The following is a 16,650-nucleotide window of genomic DNA, read 5'->3' as shown; positions in this document are numbered from 1 at the left end:
AAAGAAAAGCCGCTGCATGTGCAGCGGCTTTTTCATACCTGAAGGCCTGGTGTCAGATACCTTCGCGGGCCAGGTCCATGGCGAAGTAGGTCAGGATCAGGTCAGCACCGGCACGCTTGATTGCGCCAATGCTTTCACGCACTACCCGGCCTTCATCGATGGCACCGGCCAGGCCGCCGAACTTGATCATCGCGTACTCGCCGCTCACCTGATACGCCGCCAGAGGCAGGCGCGACGCGGCGCGGATGTCGGCGATCACGTCCAGGTAGGCGCCAGCCGGCTTGACCATCAGCACGTCTGCCCCTTCCTGCTCGTCCAGCAGCGACTCGCGTACCGCTTCGCGGCGGTTCATCGGGTTCATCTGGTAGCTCTTGCGGTCGCCCTTCAGCGCGGTACCACCGGCTTCACGGAACGGGCCATACAGCGACGAGGCGAACTTGGTCGAATAGGCCATGATCGCCGTGTCATGGAAACCGGCGCCATCCAGCGCGCTGCGGATAGCCTGTACCTGGCCGTCCATTGCCGCCGACGGAGCGATGAAGTCGGCACCGGCAGCGGCGGCGATGACCGCCTGCTTGCCCAGGTTGGCCAGGGTGGCGTCGTTGTCCACACCGTGGTCATGCAGCACGCCGCAGTGGCCGTGGCTGGTGTATTCGCAGAAGCAGGTGTCGGACATCACCACCATTTCCGGCACGGTGTCTTTGCAGATGCGCGACATGCGCGCAACCAGTCCGTTTTCGTTCCAGGTGTCGCTGCCAACAGCGTCCAGGTTGTGCGATACGCCAAAGGTCATCACCGACTTGATCCCGGCACGGGCGTAGCGCTCGATTTCCTGGGCCAGCAGCTTTTCGGGGATGCGATTGACACCGGGCATGCTGGTGATCGGCACGAAGTCATCGATGCCCTCTTCGACGAAGATCGGCAGGATCAGGTCTTCCAGGCGGAACTCGGTTTCCTGGAAGATCGTGCGCAGGGACTCGTTCTGGCGCAGGCGGCGGGGACGAACGGACGGGAATTGGTTGGACATGACAGCTCCAGGGCATTTTGAACGGCGTATACCTTATGCCTGTCGCGCGCCAGTGAAAAGGCTAAATGACGAGATTGTGTCTTGCGTCAATGGCAATGGCCGGGTTTTGCCCGCAAGGGCCTCTTCGTGGGCATGCCCGCGAAGAGGTCGACACAGGAGAATTCACTCCACCAGCCGCGGTGCCCCCACTTCTGCGGCCTGCCGGTCCAGCCCATGGGCTTCGAGAATCCGCGCAATCTCGCCACTGCCATGCAATGCCTGAATGTTGGCATCCAGCGCCTTGCCCAGTTCGGTATTGCTCAGCATATAAGGGATAGCTGTTTGCCCCGGCTGCTCGGTGGCTTTCACCCGAGGGTCAGGCGCAGACACCTTGATGCTCGCCCCTTGGTAGGCCCCCTTCTGCTGCGACACCACCGCCACCGCATGGCTGTCGATACCGGCCTCAATGCGCCCGGACGCCAGGTCCTGCGCCATGGCCACCGGGTTGGGGTACAGCACCAGGTTATCACCCAGCACCTTCTTCAGGTCGTTGACCCACAGGTAGCCCTGCACGGTGCCGACCCGTTTGCCCTCCAGCTCACCGACCGTGGCATAACCCTGCTTCGAGATAATGCCCATCACATCCAGGTACAGCGGCGCCGAAAGCCCCAATACCTTGCCGCGCTCCACCGTGCGGTACCAGTCGCCGATGACCACGTCGGCACGGCGGGTGACCACCGACTGGATCGCCGCTGCCGGGTCGAGCACGCTGGCTTTGATGGACAGGCACTCGCGGGCGGCGATCTGCTTGATGATCTCCCCGTCCACTCCGCCCAGTTCCTGATTCGGGCCAGGCACGGAGTAAGGCGGGAACACCCACGCAGCCACGGTCAGCACACCAGGTGTAAGGGTTTCGAAACTGTGGCTTGGCTTGCACTCGGCCATGGCCTGGGCGCTGCCGGCAACGGCGGCGCAAAGGGCCAACCAACGGGTGACGCGCTTGAATGGTTTCATCACGGGTACCTATGCAATGTTGAGGGCAGGCAGGGTTCAGGAGCTTGCGTGCTGGCCGGGCGCCAGTCTTCTTTCCAGGGCGGCCACGCCCAGGCTTGCCGGTGCGCAGACGGCCGCATACATCAGCCCCGCCAGCACCAGTACCGGCATGTACTGGAAGGTCGAAGAGCCGATGGCCGACGCGCGGCTGACGATTTCTGGCAAGGCGATGGTGAAGCACAGTGACGAGGCCTGGAACATCATGATCGAGAAGCCCAGCAACGACGGCAGCGCCACCCGCAAGGCCTGGGGCAGGATCACGTAGCGCAGTGCGTCGGCGCGGTCCAGGCCGATCACCTCGGCGGCCTCGTGCTGGCCACGGGCGACCGCCTCCAGGCCGCCACGGATGATCTCGCTGGTGTATGCGGCGGTGCAGTAGGCCAGTGCCAATGCCGCAGCCCAGAACGAACTCAGGGTGAGGTTTGCCGAGGGCAAGCCGAAGTAGAAATACTGCAGCAGGATCAAGGCCGGCGCACCGCGCCCCAGCTCGACAATCACCAAGGCCGGGTAGCGCACCACCCTGCCCTTGGCACTGACGCCCAGGGCCAGCAGCAAGCCAAGCGCAACACCGAGCACCAGGCTGATCGCCGTCACCTGCAACGACAGCACAAAACCCTTCCACAACTCCGGAAACCATTCGGCCCACAGGCTCAGTAGTTCGCTCACAGGCTGATCCTCCGTTGCAAGGTGCCGGACAACCAGCGCGACGCCAACGCCACTGGCACGCTCAGCACCAGGTACACCAGTGCCGCAGCGCTGTATACGCCCAGCCCCTGGAAGGTCTGCTGCGACACCTGGTAGGCCTGGAAGCTGATGTCTGCCACGCCCAGTGTCGATGCCACCGCCGAATCCTTGAGCAGGCCAATGGCATAGGTGGCCGCCGTAGGAATGGAGATACGCGTCAACTGCGGCAGCACCACATCGAAAAAGCGCTGCGCAGATGACAGGTTCAGCACATGCGCCGCCTCGTACTGGCCATCGGGAATCGCTGCGAACGCACCGCGGTACACTTCGGCCATCTGCGCCGCGGTGATCAGGCCCAGGCCCACCGTTGCTGCCACAAACGGCGACAGGCTGACATAGCCACCCCCAATGCCGAAGAAGATGAAGAACAGCCAGACAATCGGCGGGATCGAACGCAAGGTCAGTACGATGGCCGCACCCAGAGCCGCCAGTCCCCGGGCCTTGGCCATGCGAAGCGCACACAGCGGAAAGCCCAGCACCACACCGGTCGCAAACGCACACAGGGTCACCCCTAACGTCCACGGCACACCGGCCAGCAACATCAGCAGTATGTCGTTCATCAGCGGTCCCTCACGGCCTGGAGAAACTTCACCACCCGCTCATGGCGCGGCTGGCTCATCACCTGGGCGCTCGCCCCCTGCTCAAGGATGCGCCCATCCGCCATCACCACCACCCGGTCAGACACCGTTTCGGCAAAGTGCATCTCATGGGTGACAACGATCATCGACATGCCTTCGCTGGCCAGTTCCTTCATCACCGCCAACACCTCCAGGCCCAGCTCTGGGTCTAGCGCCGAGGTAGGTTCATCGAACAGCATCAGCTCAGGCTCGAGTGCCAGCGCCCGGGCAATGGCGATGCGCTGTTGTTGGCCACCGGAACAGCGCGCTGGATAGTGCCCGGCCTTGTCGGCCAGCCCTACCCGCTCCAGCAACTGCATGGAGCGCGCATCGGCCTCACGCTGGCTGCGCCCAAGCGTGCGGATTTGCGCCAGGCTCACATTGCGCAGCACGGTCATGTGCGGGAACAGGTTGAACGACTGGAACACCATGCCAATGCGCCGGCGCAGTTTCAGCAGGTCGGCACGCTGCAGGGGCATGGCAGCGTCGATATCCAGCTCGTCCAGACGGATGCGCCCGCGGGTCGGTGGCTCCAGCTGGTTGATGCAACGCAGCAACGTACTCTTGCCCGAGCCACTGGGGCCGATGATGGCCACCACCTCACCCTTGCTCATCTCGAAGTTGACGTCGTGCAGCACCTCGTAAGGGCCGAACTGCTTATGGATCGACTCCAGGCGCAGGAATGCGGGCTTGGGTGATGGCACGGGCGGCACCTGCCGCAGGGGAACACTCATCGGGTTCATGTGCAGATCCTCCGCTCAAGACCGCTGGTCATCGACCAAGGGCGTGCTCGACAGCTTGACCGCGCCCAGGGCGGTGATCAGCACCTGTTCCTCCAGCTTCACCCCTTCGCGTCCACCCCGCTCGCCGATGTAGCTTTCTACCGAGACCACCATGTTTTCCTGGAACAGGCCGTCGTAACCCCACTCAGCGAAATCCACGGCATAGGCCACGCTAGGGTATTCATCGACCAGGCCAACGCCGTGCAACATCATCATGTAGCGGTTGTGTTCGTACTTGTGCGGTACTGGCCAGCAACGCTCGGCAAACTCGCGGAACGACAACCCGGGGCGCAGCAGTTCGACGTTGTGGCTGATTTGCTGGCTGGCGATGTCCAGCAACTCGCGCTGGGCCGCGGTTACCGGCTTGCCGGGGCAGACGAGGCTGCGCGAGATGTCCGACAGGTACCCCCCGGGGCCCACCATGTCGGTATCGAAGCAGACCATCTCGCCCGCTTCGATGACCTTGTCGGTCGCATCCTGGAACCACGGGTTGGTGCGCCGGCCAGAGCTCAGCAACCGGCTTTCGGCCCATTCACCGCCCTGGGCCACGTTGGTACCGTGCAGGATGCTCCACAGCTGGTTTTCGGTAATGCCTGGCTGCAGGCTGGCACGCATGCGGGCGATGGCCAGGTCGCAGACGGCCATCGACACCCGGTGGCTGGCGACTTCCTCGGCCGACTTGATCAGCCGCGCCTGCTCCATCAAAGGTTGCGCATCGAACAGTTCGATACCTCTGGCCTTGAGTTTCTCGGCGCCCCAGGGGTCGCAGCGGTCCACGGCCAGGCGGCGGTTGCCGCCGCTGTGGCGGACCATCAGCTCGGCTACTTCGGCCGCCCACAACGCCGCCTTTTCATCGACGCGGGGGCCTGCGAGAAAGTACAGCCAGGGCAACGCAGGCCGGATCTCGTCAATGGTTTCGACATGCTCGCTGTTATGCCGGCTGCTGGTGAACTCGAACAGCACCACCGGGCCTTCGGTGGGCACGAACACATAACGGCTGGGCGAATGCATGACCCACAAGCCAAGGTTGTTGGTGTCGGTGGCATAGCGGATGTTGATCGGGTCGGCCAGCAGGATGCCGCCATAGTCATGGGCACGCAGTTGCTGGCGAATGCGCTCCAGCCGGTAGCGGCGCAGGGCTTTACGGTCGATTGCGGCCTGGGCGGCAAGCAACTCGCTGTCAACAGGGGCCAAGGCGTGGCCGGTTACGCTGGGATCGTCACGAAACTGCAGGGATGGCGCAGGGCTCGGTCGGGTACCGATGTGCATGGTTACACTCTCCACTGGATATCGTTGTCGTTGTTGGAGCCAGGGCAGTAACAAGGAAGCGAAAATCAGGCGTTGCTGTTTTTTATTGTTTTACGGCGCACGGGTCAGAGGTCCTTGACCAGGCGCAAGGCGTCATAAATGGCTGCGTGGGTGTTGCGCGAGGCCACCGCATCACCAATGCGGAACAACTGGAAGCGGCCATCGTCACGGCGTACCACGGCCTGCGGGCGGCCGGCGATCAGGTCCAGGTACTGCACCGCGCCTTCGTTACTCGACAGCGGGCACAGCTGGAAGTACAGCTCGTCCAATGGCCGGGTACCGTGGTTGACCACCACCTGGTCCACCAGACGGGTCTGGCGCAGCTCGCTGTAGTCGGTGCCGATGGTTGCCAGCAGGCCGTCTTCGCTCCGAGTGACCGCTTTTAGCCGCCAGGTCACGGTGAAGGTGGTGTCCAGTTGTTGCAGGGCGCGCATGTAGGGCACCAGGTTCATGCCCATGACTTCGGGCGAGAAGGTGCGGTCGGGGGTCATGATTTCGGTGCGGGCACCACTTTGCGCGATGAACTCCGCGGCTTGCAGTGCGGCATGGTCGCCTGCATCGTCGTACACCAGCACGTTGCGCCCGGGTTTGACGTCACCGGAGATGATGTCCCAGCTCGATACCACCAGGTCGTTACCTTGCTCCAGCACCTCGGTGTGCGGCAGGCCGCCCGTGGCGACAATGACCACATCGGGCGCTTCATCAAGAATGATCTGGCTGTCGGCCCAGACGTTGTAGTGGAACGTCACGCCCAGGCGTTCGCACTGGGCCAGGCGCCAGTCGATGATGCTGATCATCTCTTTGCGCCGCTCCGATTGCGCGGTCAGGCGAATTTGCCCACCGGCTTTGTCGGCCACTTCGTACACCACCACATCGTGGCCACGCTCGCCCGCTACACGCGCTGCCTCAAGGCCCGCAGGGCCAGCGCCGACGATAACGACCTTGCGCCGCTGCGCCGCCTTGGGGATTTCGTGCGGCATGGTGGTTTCGCGGCCGGTGGCGGCGTTGTGGATGCAGTAGGCTGCGCCACCATGGTAGATGCGGTCCAGGCAGTAGTTGGCGCCCACGCAAGGGCGGATATCGTCCTCGCGGCCTTCGATGATCTTGCGCACGATATGTGGGTCGGTCATGTGCGCACGGGTCATGCCGACCATGTCCACCTTGCCTGCGGCAATGGCATGCCGGGCGGTGGCCACGTCCGGGATCTTCGCCGCATGGAACGTGGGGAAGCCGGTCAACGAGCGAATTTCGCCGGCAAAGTCCAGGTGCGGCGCGTTGCGCATGCCCTGGATCGGGATGATATCGGTCAGGCCGGCATCGGTGGCGATGTTGCCACGGATCACGTTGAGGAAGTCGATCATGCCGCTGTTCTTCAACAACCGGGAAACCTGCAACCCTTCGTCCTTGGTCAGCCCACCGGCCAGTACTTCATCGCCGGTGTATCGGATACCGACGATGAACTCATTACCCACCCGCTGGCGAATGGCCGTGAGTACTTCGAAGGTAAAGCGCAGGCGATTTTCCAGCGAGCCGCCGTAAACGTTCTGCAATTCGTTGGTGAGTGGCGACCAGAACTGGTCCATAAGGTGGCCATATGCCTGCAGCTCGATGCCATCCAGCCCGGCGGCCTTCATGCGCTCGGCGGCATCGGCGTAGTCCTTGACGATACGCTCGATATCCCAGATTTCCAGGCGCTTGGGGAACGCCCGGTGCGCCGGCTCCTGGTTGTGCGACGGCGACACCACGGGCAGCCAGTCGCCCTTGTCCCAACGGGTACGGCGGCCCAGGTGGGTAAGCTGGATCATCACCGCCGCGCCATGCTCGTGGCATTCGTCGGTGAGGTCTTTCATCCAGCCGACCACTTCGTCCTTGTAGGCCAGCACGTTGTTGAACACGGGTGGACTGTCGCGGGAAATGGCCGCAGAGCCTGCCGTCATGGTCATGGCCACGCCGGCCTTGGCCCGCTCCACATGGTAGGCACGGTACAGCTGCTTGGGCATGCCCTCTTCCGGGTAGGCCGGTTCGTGGGAGGTGGTGATGATGCGGTTACGCAAGGTGAGGTGCTTGAGTTGGTACGGCTGAAGCAACGGATCATTGGACATGGTCGTTCTCGCATTCAGGTCATCAGGCAAAATCGACATTAGCCATCATGTACACAGGTGTCAATAAATTCGACAGTGGTGTACATTGAGCTTGCCAGGCCCCCATGGATACGGAACAATGCGCCTATGAACATGACCACGACCCCACCAGAAAGCAGCGCCCGCGGCTCGATCGAAAGCTGGCTGAACGCCGCCTTCGAAGCCCTAAAGGAATCGGGGGTGGATGCGGTGCGCGTGCTACCGCTGGCCAAAAAACTCAACCTTGCCCGCACCAGTTTCTACTGGTACTTCGAAGACCGCGAAGCGTTGCTGGCGGCGCTTATCGAGCAGTGGAAGCACAAGAACACCCACAACCTGGTGAACCAGACGCAGGCCTATGCCGCCTCGATTACCGAGGCAATCCTGAATGTTTTCGACTGCTGGCTGAACAGCGCGCTGTTCGACTCACAGTGTGAATTCGCCATGCGCAGCTGGGCGTTGCAGTCAGAGCAAGTGGCTGAAGAAATCAAGCAAGCCGATGCCGTGCGTATGGAGGCCCTGAAGCAGATGTTCGACCGCTTCGGCTTCAGCGAGGACGCTGCCGCCACGCGTGCGCGCTCGATCTACCTGGCGCAGATCGGCTACATCAGCATGAAGACCATCGAGCCGCTGGAGTACCGCATGCGCTTCATCCCCGAGTACCTGCGCATCTTCACCGGGGAAGAGCCGGCAGCCCATGAGCTGGAACGGTTCTACCAGCGCAACGGCTATGTGCCTGCGGCAAGCTGATCAGCCCGCCGCAGGCTAGAGCACCTGCAACGTCTTACTGCAACCAGGGCGGCGTCGGCTCTTCTGCCTTGGCCGGCCCATGCTCGGCTTCGGCCCGCGCTGCACGGCGGCGGGCGTCATCCATGCGGGCAGCATCGATCTCGCGCATGACCCCCGTCACGTCAGCTTCATGCTCGTCATCCTCGAACACGCCAGTCAATGGGCTGTCGGGAAGCAAGTCACCGGCCTCGTACAGCGCCCACATTTCCTGCGCATACCGGGTGCTTTTCAGCTCCGGCGCAAAACGCCCGAAATAGTGGGCCATGTTGTCAACATCACGCTGCAGCATGTTGAAGGCATGGTTGTTGGCCGCCGCATCCACCGCCTGTGGCAAGTCGATGATCACCGGCCCGTCCGGGCCCAGCAACACGTTGAACTCCGACAGGTCGCCATGCACCAGCCCGGCACACAGCATCAAGACGATCTGACGAATGACAAAGGCATGGAACGTACGGGCATCCTCGGCTTCAAGGTGCACGTCGTTCAACCTTGGCGCGGCATCGCCATCGGCATCGGTTACCAACTCCATCAACAGCACGCCGTCCTGGAAGTCGTAAGGCTTGGGCACCCTCACGCCCGCGCTGGCAAGGCGGAACAGCGCCGCCACCTCGGCGTTCTGCCAAGCGTCTTCGGCTTCCTTGCGGCCGTACTTGCTGCCCTTGGCCATGGCCCGGGCCTGACGGCTGTTGCGCACCTTGCGGCCTTCCTGGTACTCGGCGGCCTGGCGGAAGCTGCGCTTGTTGGCTTCTTTATAGACCTTGGCGCAACGTACCTGGCTGCCGCAGCGCACCACGTACACGGCGGCCTCCTTGCCACTCATCAACGGCCGCAGTACTTCGTCGACCAGGCCGTCTTCGATCAGGGGTTCGATTCTTTTGGGTGTCTTCATCAGGCTGTGTTCGGGGTCCTGGCTGCAATGGCGGACATCCTCTCACAGCCTGATGCGACTTGCTCGTCTGTCTTCAGACCAGACGTGTCAGGCACCCTGCCCTACGCTATTCACTGGCACAGCGCGTGCCCGGCGCCGCGTGACCAGCAGGCCGGAACACACCACAAGCACCGCCAGCACCATGGTCGACACCACCTCAAGGCGGTGATCCGGCCGGAACAGCATCAGCACCAATACGCCGCTGATGAACAGGATCACGCCCCAGGTCAGCCACGGGAACAGCCACATGCGGTAACCCAACGTCTTGCCCTGTGCAGTCAAGCGTTGGCGCAGGCGCAGCTGGGAAACGGCGATTACCAGGTACACCAGCAGGGCAATGGCACCAGAGCTTGCCATGAGGAAGCCGAACACCTTGGCCGGCACCAGGTAATTGGCAATCACCGCCAGGAACGCAGCGCCGGTAGACAGCAGCACCGCTACCACTGGTGTGCCGCTGCGGCTGGTCACCTGGGCGCAAGCCGGAGCATCACCGCGACGGCTCAGCGAATAGACCATGCGCGAGGCGGTGTACAACGACGAGTTAAGGCAGCTGGTCACCGATGTCAGCACCACGAAGTCGATGATGGCCTTGGCATTTGGCACACCCAGGGTATCCAGCACCGTCACGTATGAGCCTTCGGTGGCCAGGCGCGGGTCGGTCCACGGTACCAGTGCGATAACGATGAAGATCGACAGGATGTAGAACAGCGTGATCCGCCAGATCACCGAATTGGTGGCCTTGGAAATATGCTTGCCCGCCTCGTCAGACTCGGCTGCCGCAATCGTCACCACCTCGGCACCGAGGAACGAGAACATGGTAATCAGCATGGCGCTGAGCACTGCGCCGAAGCCATTTGGCATGAAACCGCCGGTGTCCCACAGCCGCGAGACGCCGCTGACGCCGGAACCCGGCAACAAACCGAAAATGGCGCATACGCCAAGCGCAATGAAGCTGACGATAGCCACCACCTTGACCAGTGCCAGCCAGAACTCGAACTCACCGTAGTTCTTCACGCTGAACAGGTTGGTAGCGGTCAGCAGCAACGTGATTACCAGCGACAGTACCCAGATCTCCAGTTGCGGGACCCAGGAATTGATAATGGTGGCGGCGATGTTGGCTTCGATCGGGATGATCAGCACCCAGAACCACCAATACAGCCAACCGATGGTGTAGCCGGCCCATTTGCCGATGGCGAGGTCGGCATAGGTGGAAAACGACCCGGTATCTGGCGAGGCAACCGCCATTTCGGCCAGCATGCGCATCACCAGCACTACCAGGCCACCGGCCAGGATGTAGGCCAGAATGGTGGCCGGCCCGGCTTCAGCAATGGCACGGCCAGAGCCGACAAACAGGCCTGCACCGATCACGCCGGCAATGGACAGCATGGTGACATGCCGTGATTTCAATCCATGACTCAAATTGTTCTTGTGGGTTTGCATGGCGCTACCTTGTTGTTTTTGTCATGCCCGCGAAGGGGCCGTCGGCTGGCACGATCACCGACGCAGGCGCGAAAAAGCCCGCCCTGCCCTAAATGGTGAGTAGGGCAGTTCGGGTTGAGTAAGAGGAGACCGCAAAACGTATTACGGGTGTGTCAGCTGGCAGCCCGCTGGCTGGCTGCACGATCAGCCTTGGGGACGTGGCCCCCTTGCAGGCTGACCTGCTCGCACACCTTTTCGACAATGTAGGCGCCGATCGGAATGGCCGAGGTGGCGGCCGGCGACGGCGCATTGCACACGTTGACGCTGCGCGCGGTGTTGACGAACAGGAAGTCGTCGATCAGCTTGCCGTCACGCGACACCGCCTGGGCGCGTACGCCGGCCGGGTACGGCGTGAGGTCGGCTTTGGTGATGCTCGGGCAGTACTTCTGCACCTGCTTGAGGTAGCCGCCCTTGAACAGCGAGTTTTTCATCTCGATCAGGCCCGGGCGGAAGTTCTTCGCCAGTACCTTGAGAATGCCGGGGGTCGTCAGGGTCTGGAACAGGTCACCAGGGCTGACGTCGGTCTTGCGGTAGCCCTCGCGCTTCATTGCCAGTACGGCGTTGGGGCCGACGGTGACGGTGCCGTCGATCATGCGGGTCAGGTGCACGCCCAGGAACGGCATCGACGGATCAGGAATCGGGTAGATCAGGTGGTTGACGATCTGGTCATGCTGCTTGGGCAGCAAGTAGTACTCGCCACGGAACGGGCAGATCACGAACTCGGTGCGCAGGCCCAGCATGCTCACCACGCGGTCGGCCATCAGGCCCGAGCACGTTACCAGGAAACGGCTGCGGAACTCGTCGCGCTGCGTGCGTACGATCACTTCGCTGGCCTGCTCCTGCAAGCCGACCACCTCGGCGCCATAGCGGATTTCGCCACCGGCACGCTGGAAGTCTGCGGCCATGGCGGCGGTCACTTGCGCGTAATTGACGATGCCGCTGGACGGCACGAAGATGCCACCCATACCTACGATATTTGGCTCGCGCTCGCGCAACTCGTCTGCTGACAGCCAGTAGCGTTCCAGGCCGTTGGCTTCCGTACGCTCCCACAGCGCCTTCATGCGCTGCATTTCCAGGTCGTTGGTAGCCACCAGCAACTTGCCACACTCATCGAAGCGGATGCCGTGCTGGGTGCAGAAGGCCTTGGTGGCCTTGTTGCCTTCCAGGCAGAAACGCGCCTTGAGGCTGCCGGGGGTGTAATACACGCCGGCGTGAATCACGCCGCTGTTGTGGCCGGTCTGATGGCGAGCCGGGCCGGACTCCTTCTCCAGCAGGAGAATCTTCGCGTCCGGGTAGACCTTGATCAGGTGCATGGCCGTGGACATGCCCACAATGCCACCGCCAATAATGATGAAATCGTACACAGCCTTACCTCACACGCAGGCATTGCCTGGCTGGCTCACCAAGGCCCGCGCGGGCCTTGGTGGCATCGTTTTTTTGCAAAAGCGCATGGGCGGGCGCCCGCCCGGCACCCTTGATTATTGCCCGCGCTGGTACAGCGGTTTGGGGAAGGCGACGTAACCACGCTGACGCATCAGCTCACGGCGCAGGCCCTCGTGCGGGGTGAAGCGGTCGCGGCCATGCAGCCAGAACAGGTTGTTGATCAGCAGGAAGCTGCCTACACCTACCGGTACCGACACCTTTTTCTCGCTGCCTTCCAGCGAGTCGGACAAGGCGTTCAGCCAGATACCTTCCTCGTAGTTTTCCGGCTGCACGAACTGGTCAATGTAGCGCATGGTCGGGCGGCCTTCGCCATCGGTGTCGAACACCGAGTGGAACACATCCTCGGCAACCTTTTTGCTGGGTGGCGCAGTCCAGCGCATTTCGCGGCGTGCCATCGGGTGGCGGAAGAATTCCTCGCACTGCTCCCAGTCGTCCAGGTGCAGCAGCAGCGAGTTGCCACCTTCCATGTTCTTTTCGTCGATCTTCAGCATCAGCACGTAGTCGGTGATCTGGTTCACGAAGGTGCCGTCGTTGTGCAGCTCCATGACCCGGTGCGGCTGGCGCAGGTAGCTGTCGGAGTTGTCACTGTTGACCACCACGAAGCGCGCATAGAACTGCCCACTCATGGCGTCGTAGTTGGAACGGCCGATCAGGTGTGCACAGGCGGTGGTGAACTTGACCATGTCCTCGGCCTGGCTCACGTCATCCAGGCCGATCGGGGTAATCAGCATGCCGCCGGTCGTGCGGTCGAGGATGGTGTTGAGCAGCACGGGGCGCAAGGTGCCCTGGCACAGCTCATCAAGAATTTCGCCTACCCGGAAGCGCAGGAACGACTTGTACTCCAGCGCCTGCACCGGCCATTGGGCGACGGCCTGGACGAACGCGTCGACAGTTTCGCGGGCAAAGGTCAGTTCCAGCAGGCGCGGCGACTGCTTCGAGGGAGCGATGGTGTAACCACGCGGTTCGAGCGGCAGCGGCATCACAAGTTCGTCGATCTGCGTAAAGGCGTTCATGGCAGTGTCCTGGCAAAAAGGTGGTTGGCGCTATCCAGTGATGACCTGGATCAGTGCGGGCGAGCTAAAAATATCGCCACTCAACAAAAATGTCTACATTTTTATCTTTCATAGCCATTACTCATTATTGTCCATTGTTTTTCGTCCGCAGAGGGTTTCGGTATGATCGCCAAAACGTTTTGAGGAACAGGATCTTGGAAGCGCTCGCCCCCCGACAAAACTCAGCATTCAGCGGGTATGAGAGGCTCAAGAAGGACATCATCCGTGGCGTGTTCAAGCCCGGTGAAAAACTGTTGATGAGCGCCCTGAAGGAACGCTACGACCTGGGCGTGGGCCCGCTGCGCGAAGCGCTGTCGCAACTGGTGGCCGAACACCTGGTCAACGCCATCAGCCAGAAAGGCTACCGGGTGGCGCCCATGTCGCTGGAAGAGATGAACGACATCTACGATGCCCGCGCCAACCTGGAGGCGATGATCATTGCCTTGGCCATCGAGCGCGGTGATGACGCCTGGGAGGCGTCAGTGCTGGCCCACTCGCATACACTGGCCAAGGTCGTGGAAGTAAAAACCCGCGAACAGCGCCTGGATGTGTGGGACGAACGGCACAAGGCGTTTCATACCGCCATTGCCTCGGGCTGCGGTTCCAAGCACCTGCTGCAGGCGCGCACCTACCTGTTCGACCAGGCCGAGCGTTATCGCCACCTGTGGCTGACGCAGACGGTGTTTTCCGAACAGGCGCTGGAGCTCAAGCGCCAGGAGCATGCGGCACTGGTGGAGGTGATTCTCGCCCGCGACGCCAAGCGCGCCAGCGCCATGATGCGCTCGCACCTGATGACGCCGGTGCCGATCATTGCGCAGATCATGCATGCCGAGGGTATCGGCGCACGCTAGATGAATTTTTCTTAAATCGCCGGTTGTCTATTCTTTGGCACAATCAAATCTCTATTAGATGCCCAGGAACCAGCATGCCTCGCGTACTGACCATCGAAGACGACGCCGTCACCGGCCAGGAAATCGTCGCCGAACTTACCAGCCACGGCCTGGACGTGGATTGGGCCGACAATGGCCGTGAAGGCCTGGCCAAAGCCATTGCCGGCGGCTATGACCTGATCACCCTCGACCGCATGCTGCCCGAGGTCGACGGCCTGACCATCGTGACCACCCTGCGCAGCCTCAAGATCGCCACGCCGATCCTGATGATCAGCGCCCTCTCCGACGTCGATGAGCGGGTGCGCGGCCTGCGTGCCGGCGGTGACGACTACCTGACCAAGCCGTTTGCCTCCGACGAGATGGCGGCGCGGGTCGAGGTATTGCTGCGCCGCAACAGCGTGCCCATGACCCAGACCCGCCTGCAGGTCGCCGACCTGCAGCTGGACCTGATCAGCCACGAGGCGCGCCGTGGTGACAATACCCTCAACCTGTTGCCCACCGAGTACAAGCTGCTGGAGTACCTGATGCGCCACAGCGGCCAGGTGATCACGCGGATGATGATTTTCGAGGAAGTCTGGGGCTACCACTTCGACCCGGGCACCAACCTGATCGACGTGCACATCGGCCGCCTGCGCAAGAAAATCGACTCCCCCGGCCAGTCGCCGCTGATCCGTACGGTACGGGGCTCCGGCTATGCCATTGCTGAACCCGTCTAAAGGCTGGAGCTCTTCGACCAGCCGCCTGCTGGCGCTGTACAGCTTTCTGTTCGTGGCCTGGAGCAGCATCCTCATGGGGGTGCTGTATTTCGAGGTGTCCAGCTACCTGAACAAACTCACCCGCCACTCCATGCTGCAACGCCAGCACCTGTTCGCGCACATGAGCGGCAAGCAGCTGGATGACGCCCTGATCGCCAGCCAGGCCTTCGAAGAACGCAGCTTCGACGCCTACGGCCTGTTTGACGCCCAGCTCAACCCGATGGGCGGCAGTGTGCGTGCCCTGCCCCCGGAGCTCAGGCTGGACGGCAAGATCCATGAGTTGAAACGCTGCCTGGATGCCGACGACCCACACCTGCCCCGCGACAGCTGCGATGCGGTGGCGATCAAAGTGCAAGATGGCCGCTGGCTGGTACTGTTCCGCGATAACGGCTCACTGTTCGTGGTGACCCGGATTATTCTCGATGCCCTGCTCTGGGGTATCTCCTTGACGCTGATCCCAGGCTTTGCAGGCTGGTATTTGTTGCGCCGTCGGCCGCTAAAGCGTATCCGCGCGATCCAGGCCCAGGCCGAGCTTATCGTCGCGGGTGACCTGACGCATCGCCTGCCCTTGTCGGCCAGGCGCGACGAACTGGACATGCTGGCCGCCATCGTCAATGCCATGCTCGACCGTATCGAGCGGTTGATGCATGAGGTGAAAGGTGTTTGCGACAACATTGCCCATGACCTGCGTACCCCTCTGACTCGCCTGCGCGCCCAGCTGTACCGCATTCGCCAGCAGAGCGATGTGGACTCTGCGCAAGCCGAGGCGCTGGACCAGGCCATTGGCGAAACCGACACCCTGATGGCACGTTTTCGTGGGTTGTTGCGCATCAGCGAACTGGAAGACCGCCAGCGCCGGGCCGGGTTCGTTCAGCTGGACCCGCATGATTTGCTGGTCGAACTGCACGACTTTTACCTACCGTTGGCCGAAGATGGTGGTATTCATCTGGAATTGCACCAGCCCGCGCAGCTGCCGGCTCTGCACGGTGACCGCGAACTGCTGTTCGAGGCACTGGCCAACCTGGTGGGCAACGCTATCAAGTTCACGCCCGAAGGCGGGCAAGTGGGGATTAGCGCGATAGTGGACGACAACCGCCTGCAACTGGCCATCGAGGACAGTGGGCCGGGTATTCCCGAGGAAGAGCGTACTGCGGTGTTGAAGCGGTTCTATCGCAGCGATGAAGGCCATCGCCATGCCGGGTTCGGCCTGGGGTTGTCGATCGTTGCGGCGATCGTCGACCTGCATGGGTTCGGGCTGGAGATTGGGGAGAGCGAGTTGGGTGGTGCGAAGTTGGTGCTGCATTGCCCACTGGCGGGGCTAGCCAAGTAAAAACGGGGGCCGCTTTGCGGCCCATCGCCGGCAAGCCAGCTCTCATCAAACAAAATGCAACCCACTGTTTTTTAAGCACTCAGGCAGCCACCAGTTGGTACCCCAGTTTCCGGGCTTTGCGAAGCAAAGCCCGGACCTGTCGGTCTTGGCTCCTGGCTTCGAATTCCTCAAGACCTTTTTCGACATAAGCCTGTTTCTTGGTTAGCAGGTTGTACACCAGTCGTGCCAACTGGTGGGCAGTGGCTTTGATGGCGCAGCTGGTATCCATTCGAGTCAGCCTGGCTCGGTGCGATGCACCAATGAAACCCTTGTCATTACGAGCATTGGATGCAGCCTGCTTGAGTGCTTGAGCTG

Annotated in this window: 15 protein-coding genes and 1 pseudogene; 4 read left to right on the top strand and 12 right to left on the bottom strand. The window is 62.0% G+C overall.

Going from position 1 to position 16,650, the window contains the following annotated elements:
- Positions 1-52 precede the first annotated feature (52 nt).
- The 7 genes from hemB to N436_RS27635 all read right to left on the bottom strand — a co-directional run bounded on the left by hemB (position 53) and on the right by N436_RS27635 (position 7,612).
- Complete coding sequence (gene hemB / locus N436_RS27665) at positions 53-1,027, bottom strand: porphobilinogen synthase (protein ID WP_013972900.1); 975 nt, start codon at positions 1,025-1,027, stop codon at positions 53-55.
- A gap of 162 nt (positions 1,028-1,189) precedes the next feature.
- Entirely contained in the window at positions 1,190-2,023 is an 834-nt protein-coding gene (locus tag N436_RS27660; RefSeq protein WP_105948786.1) for an ABC transporter substrate-binding protein, read from the bottom strand.
- Positions 2,024-2,056: 33 nt separating this feature from the next.
- On the bottom strand, positions 2,057-2,725 hold the full coding sequence (locus N436_RS27655) for an amino acid ABC transporter permease (RefSeq protein WP_105948787.1): 669 nt from the start codon (positions 2,723-2,725) through the stop codon (positions 2,057-2,059).
- On the bottom strand, positions 2,722-3,363 hold the full coding sequence (locus N436_RS27650; RefSeq protein ID WP_105948788.1) for an amino acid ABC transporter permease: 642 nt from the start codon (positions 3,361-3,363) through the stop codon (positions 2,722-2,724). The genes N436_RS27655 and N436_RS27650 overlap by 4 nt, the downstream gene beginning before the upstream one ends.
- Positions 3,363-4,154 carry an amino acid ABC transporter ATP-binding protein gene (locus tag N436_RS27645; protein ID WP_177410907.1) on the bottom strand — a complete coding sequence of 264 codons (792 nt, stop codon included), beginning with the start codon at positions 4,152-4,154 and terminating at the stop codon, positions 3,363-3,365. Before N436_RS27645 ends, N436_RS27650 begins: the two co-directional genes overlap by 1 nt.
- 24 nt (positions 4,155-4,178) lie before the next feature.
- Positions 4,179-5,471, bottom strand: a complete 1,293-nt coding sequence (locus N436_RS27640) for a Xaa-Pro peptidase family protein (protein ID WP_110742434.1) — start codon at positions 5,469-5,471, stop codon at positions 4,179-4,181.
- 104 nt (positions 5,472-5,575) lie between these two features.
- Complete coding sequence (locus tag N436_RS27635; protein WP_110742433.1) at positions 5,576-7,612, bottom strand: NADH:flavin oxidoreductase; 2,037 nt, start codon at positions 7,610-7,612, stop codon at positions 5,576-5,578.
- Positions 7,613-7,738: 126 nt separating this feature from the next.
- Between N436_RS27635 and N436_RS27630 the strand changes: the two genes are divergently transcribed.
- Positions 7,739-8,380 (top strand): TetR/AcrR family transcriptional regulator, encoded by a 642-nt coding sequence (locus N436_RS27630; protein ID WP_110742432.1) that lies wholly within the window; start codon positions 7,739-7,741, stop codon positions 8,378-8,380.
- 34 nt (positions 8,381-8,414) lie between these two features.
- Here the strand turns inward: N436_RS27630 and N436_RS27625 are convergent, their stop codons facing one another.
- The 4 genes from N436_RS27625 to glaH all read right to left on the bottom strand — a co-directional run bounded on the left by N436_RS27625 (position 8,415) and on the right by glaH (position 13,282).
- Complete coding sequence (locus N436_RS27625) at positions 8,415-9,308, bottom strand: PA4780 family RIO1-like protein kinase (RefSeq protein ID WP_105948793.1); 894 nt, start codon at positions 9,306-9,308, stop codon at positions 8,415-8,417.
- A gap of 87 nt (positions 9,309-9,395) precedes the next feature.
- Positions 9,396-10,787 carry a GABA permease gene (gene gabP, locus N436_RS27620; RefSeq protein ID WP_104834802.1) on the bottom strand — a complete coding sequence of 464 codons (1,392 nt, stop codon included), beginning with the start codon at positions 10,785-10,787 and terminating at the stop codon, positions 9,396-9,398.
- A 152-nt stretch (positions 10,788-10,939) separates the two neighbouring features.
- Positions 10,940-12,190 carry an L-2-hydroxyglutarate oxidase gene (gene lhgO, locus N436_RS27615; RefSeq protein WP_105948794.1) on the bottom strand — a complete coding sequence of 417 codons (1,251 nt, stop codon included), beginning with the start codon at positions 12,188-12,190 and terminating at the stop codon, positions 10,940-10,942.
- A gap of 114 nt (positions 12,191-12,304) precedes the next feature.
- Positions 12,305-13,282 carry a glutarate dioxygenase GlaH gene (gene glaH, locus N436_RS27610; protein WP_105948795.1) on the bottom strand — a complete coding sequence of 326 codons (978 nt, stop codon included), beginning with the start codon at positions 13,280-13,282 and terminating at the stop codon, positions 12,305-12,307.
- A 194-nt stretch (positions 13,283-13,476) separates the two neighbouring features.
- Between glaH and csiR the strand changes: the two genes are divergently transcribed.
- From csiR to N436_RS27595, 3 genes are all read left to right on the top strand, one after another.
- Positions 13,477-14,172 carry a DNA-binding transcriptional regulator CsiR gene (gene csiR, locus N436_RS27605; protein WP_110742431.1) on the top strand — a complete coding sequence of 232 codons (696 nt, stop codon included), beginning with the start codon at positions 13,477-13,479 and terminating at the stop codon, positions 14,170-14,172.
- 74 nt (positions 14,173-14,246) lie between these two features.
- Positions 14,247-14,927, top strand: coding sequence for a response regulator transcription factor (locus N436_RS27600; RefSeq protein WP_016714103.1), 681 nt, complete (start codon positions 14,247-14,249; stop codon positions 14,925-14,927).
- The gene (locus N436_RS27595) at positions 14,905-16,296 is read left to right on the top strand and encodes a HAMP domain-containing sensor histidine kinase (RefSeq protein WP_060499014.1); all 1,392 of its coding nucleotides are present in this window, start codon (positions 14,905-14,907) and stop codon (positions 16,294-16,296) included. The genes N436_RS27600 and N436_RS27595 overlap by 23 nt, the downstream gene beginning before the upstream one ends.
- Positions 16,297-16,375: 79 nt before the next feature.
- Here N436_RS27595 and N436_RS27590 read toward each other — a convergent pair.
- Positions 16,376-16,650: pseudogene (locus N436_RS27590) on the bottom strand (IS110 family transposase); the annotation flags it as partial.

The sequence above is a fragment of the Pseudomonas sp. RV120224-01b genome (assembly GCF_003208145.1).
Classification (GTDB): Bacteria; Pseudomonadota; Gammaproteobacteria; order Pseudomonadales; family Pseudomonadaceae; genus Aquipseudomonas; species Aquipseudomonas monteilii.
The sequence above is the reverse complement of the archived record's forward strand: the minus strand, read 5'-3'. Positions and strand labels throughout refer to the sequence as shown.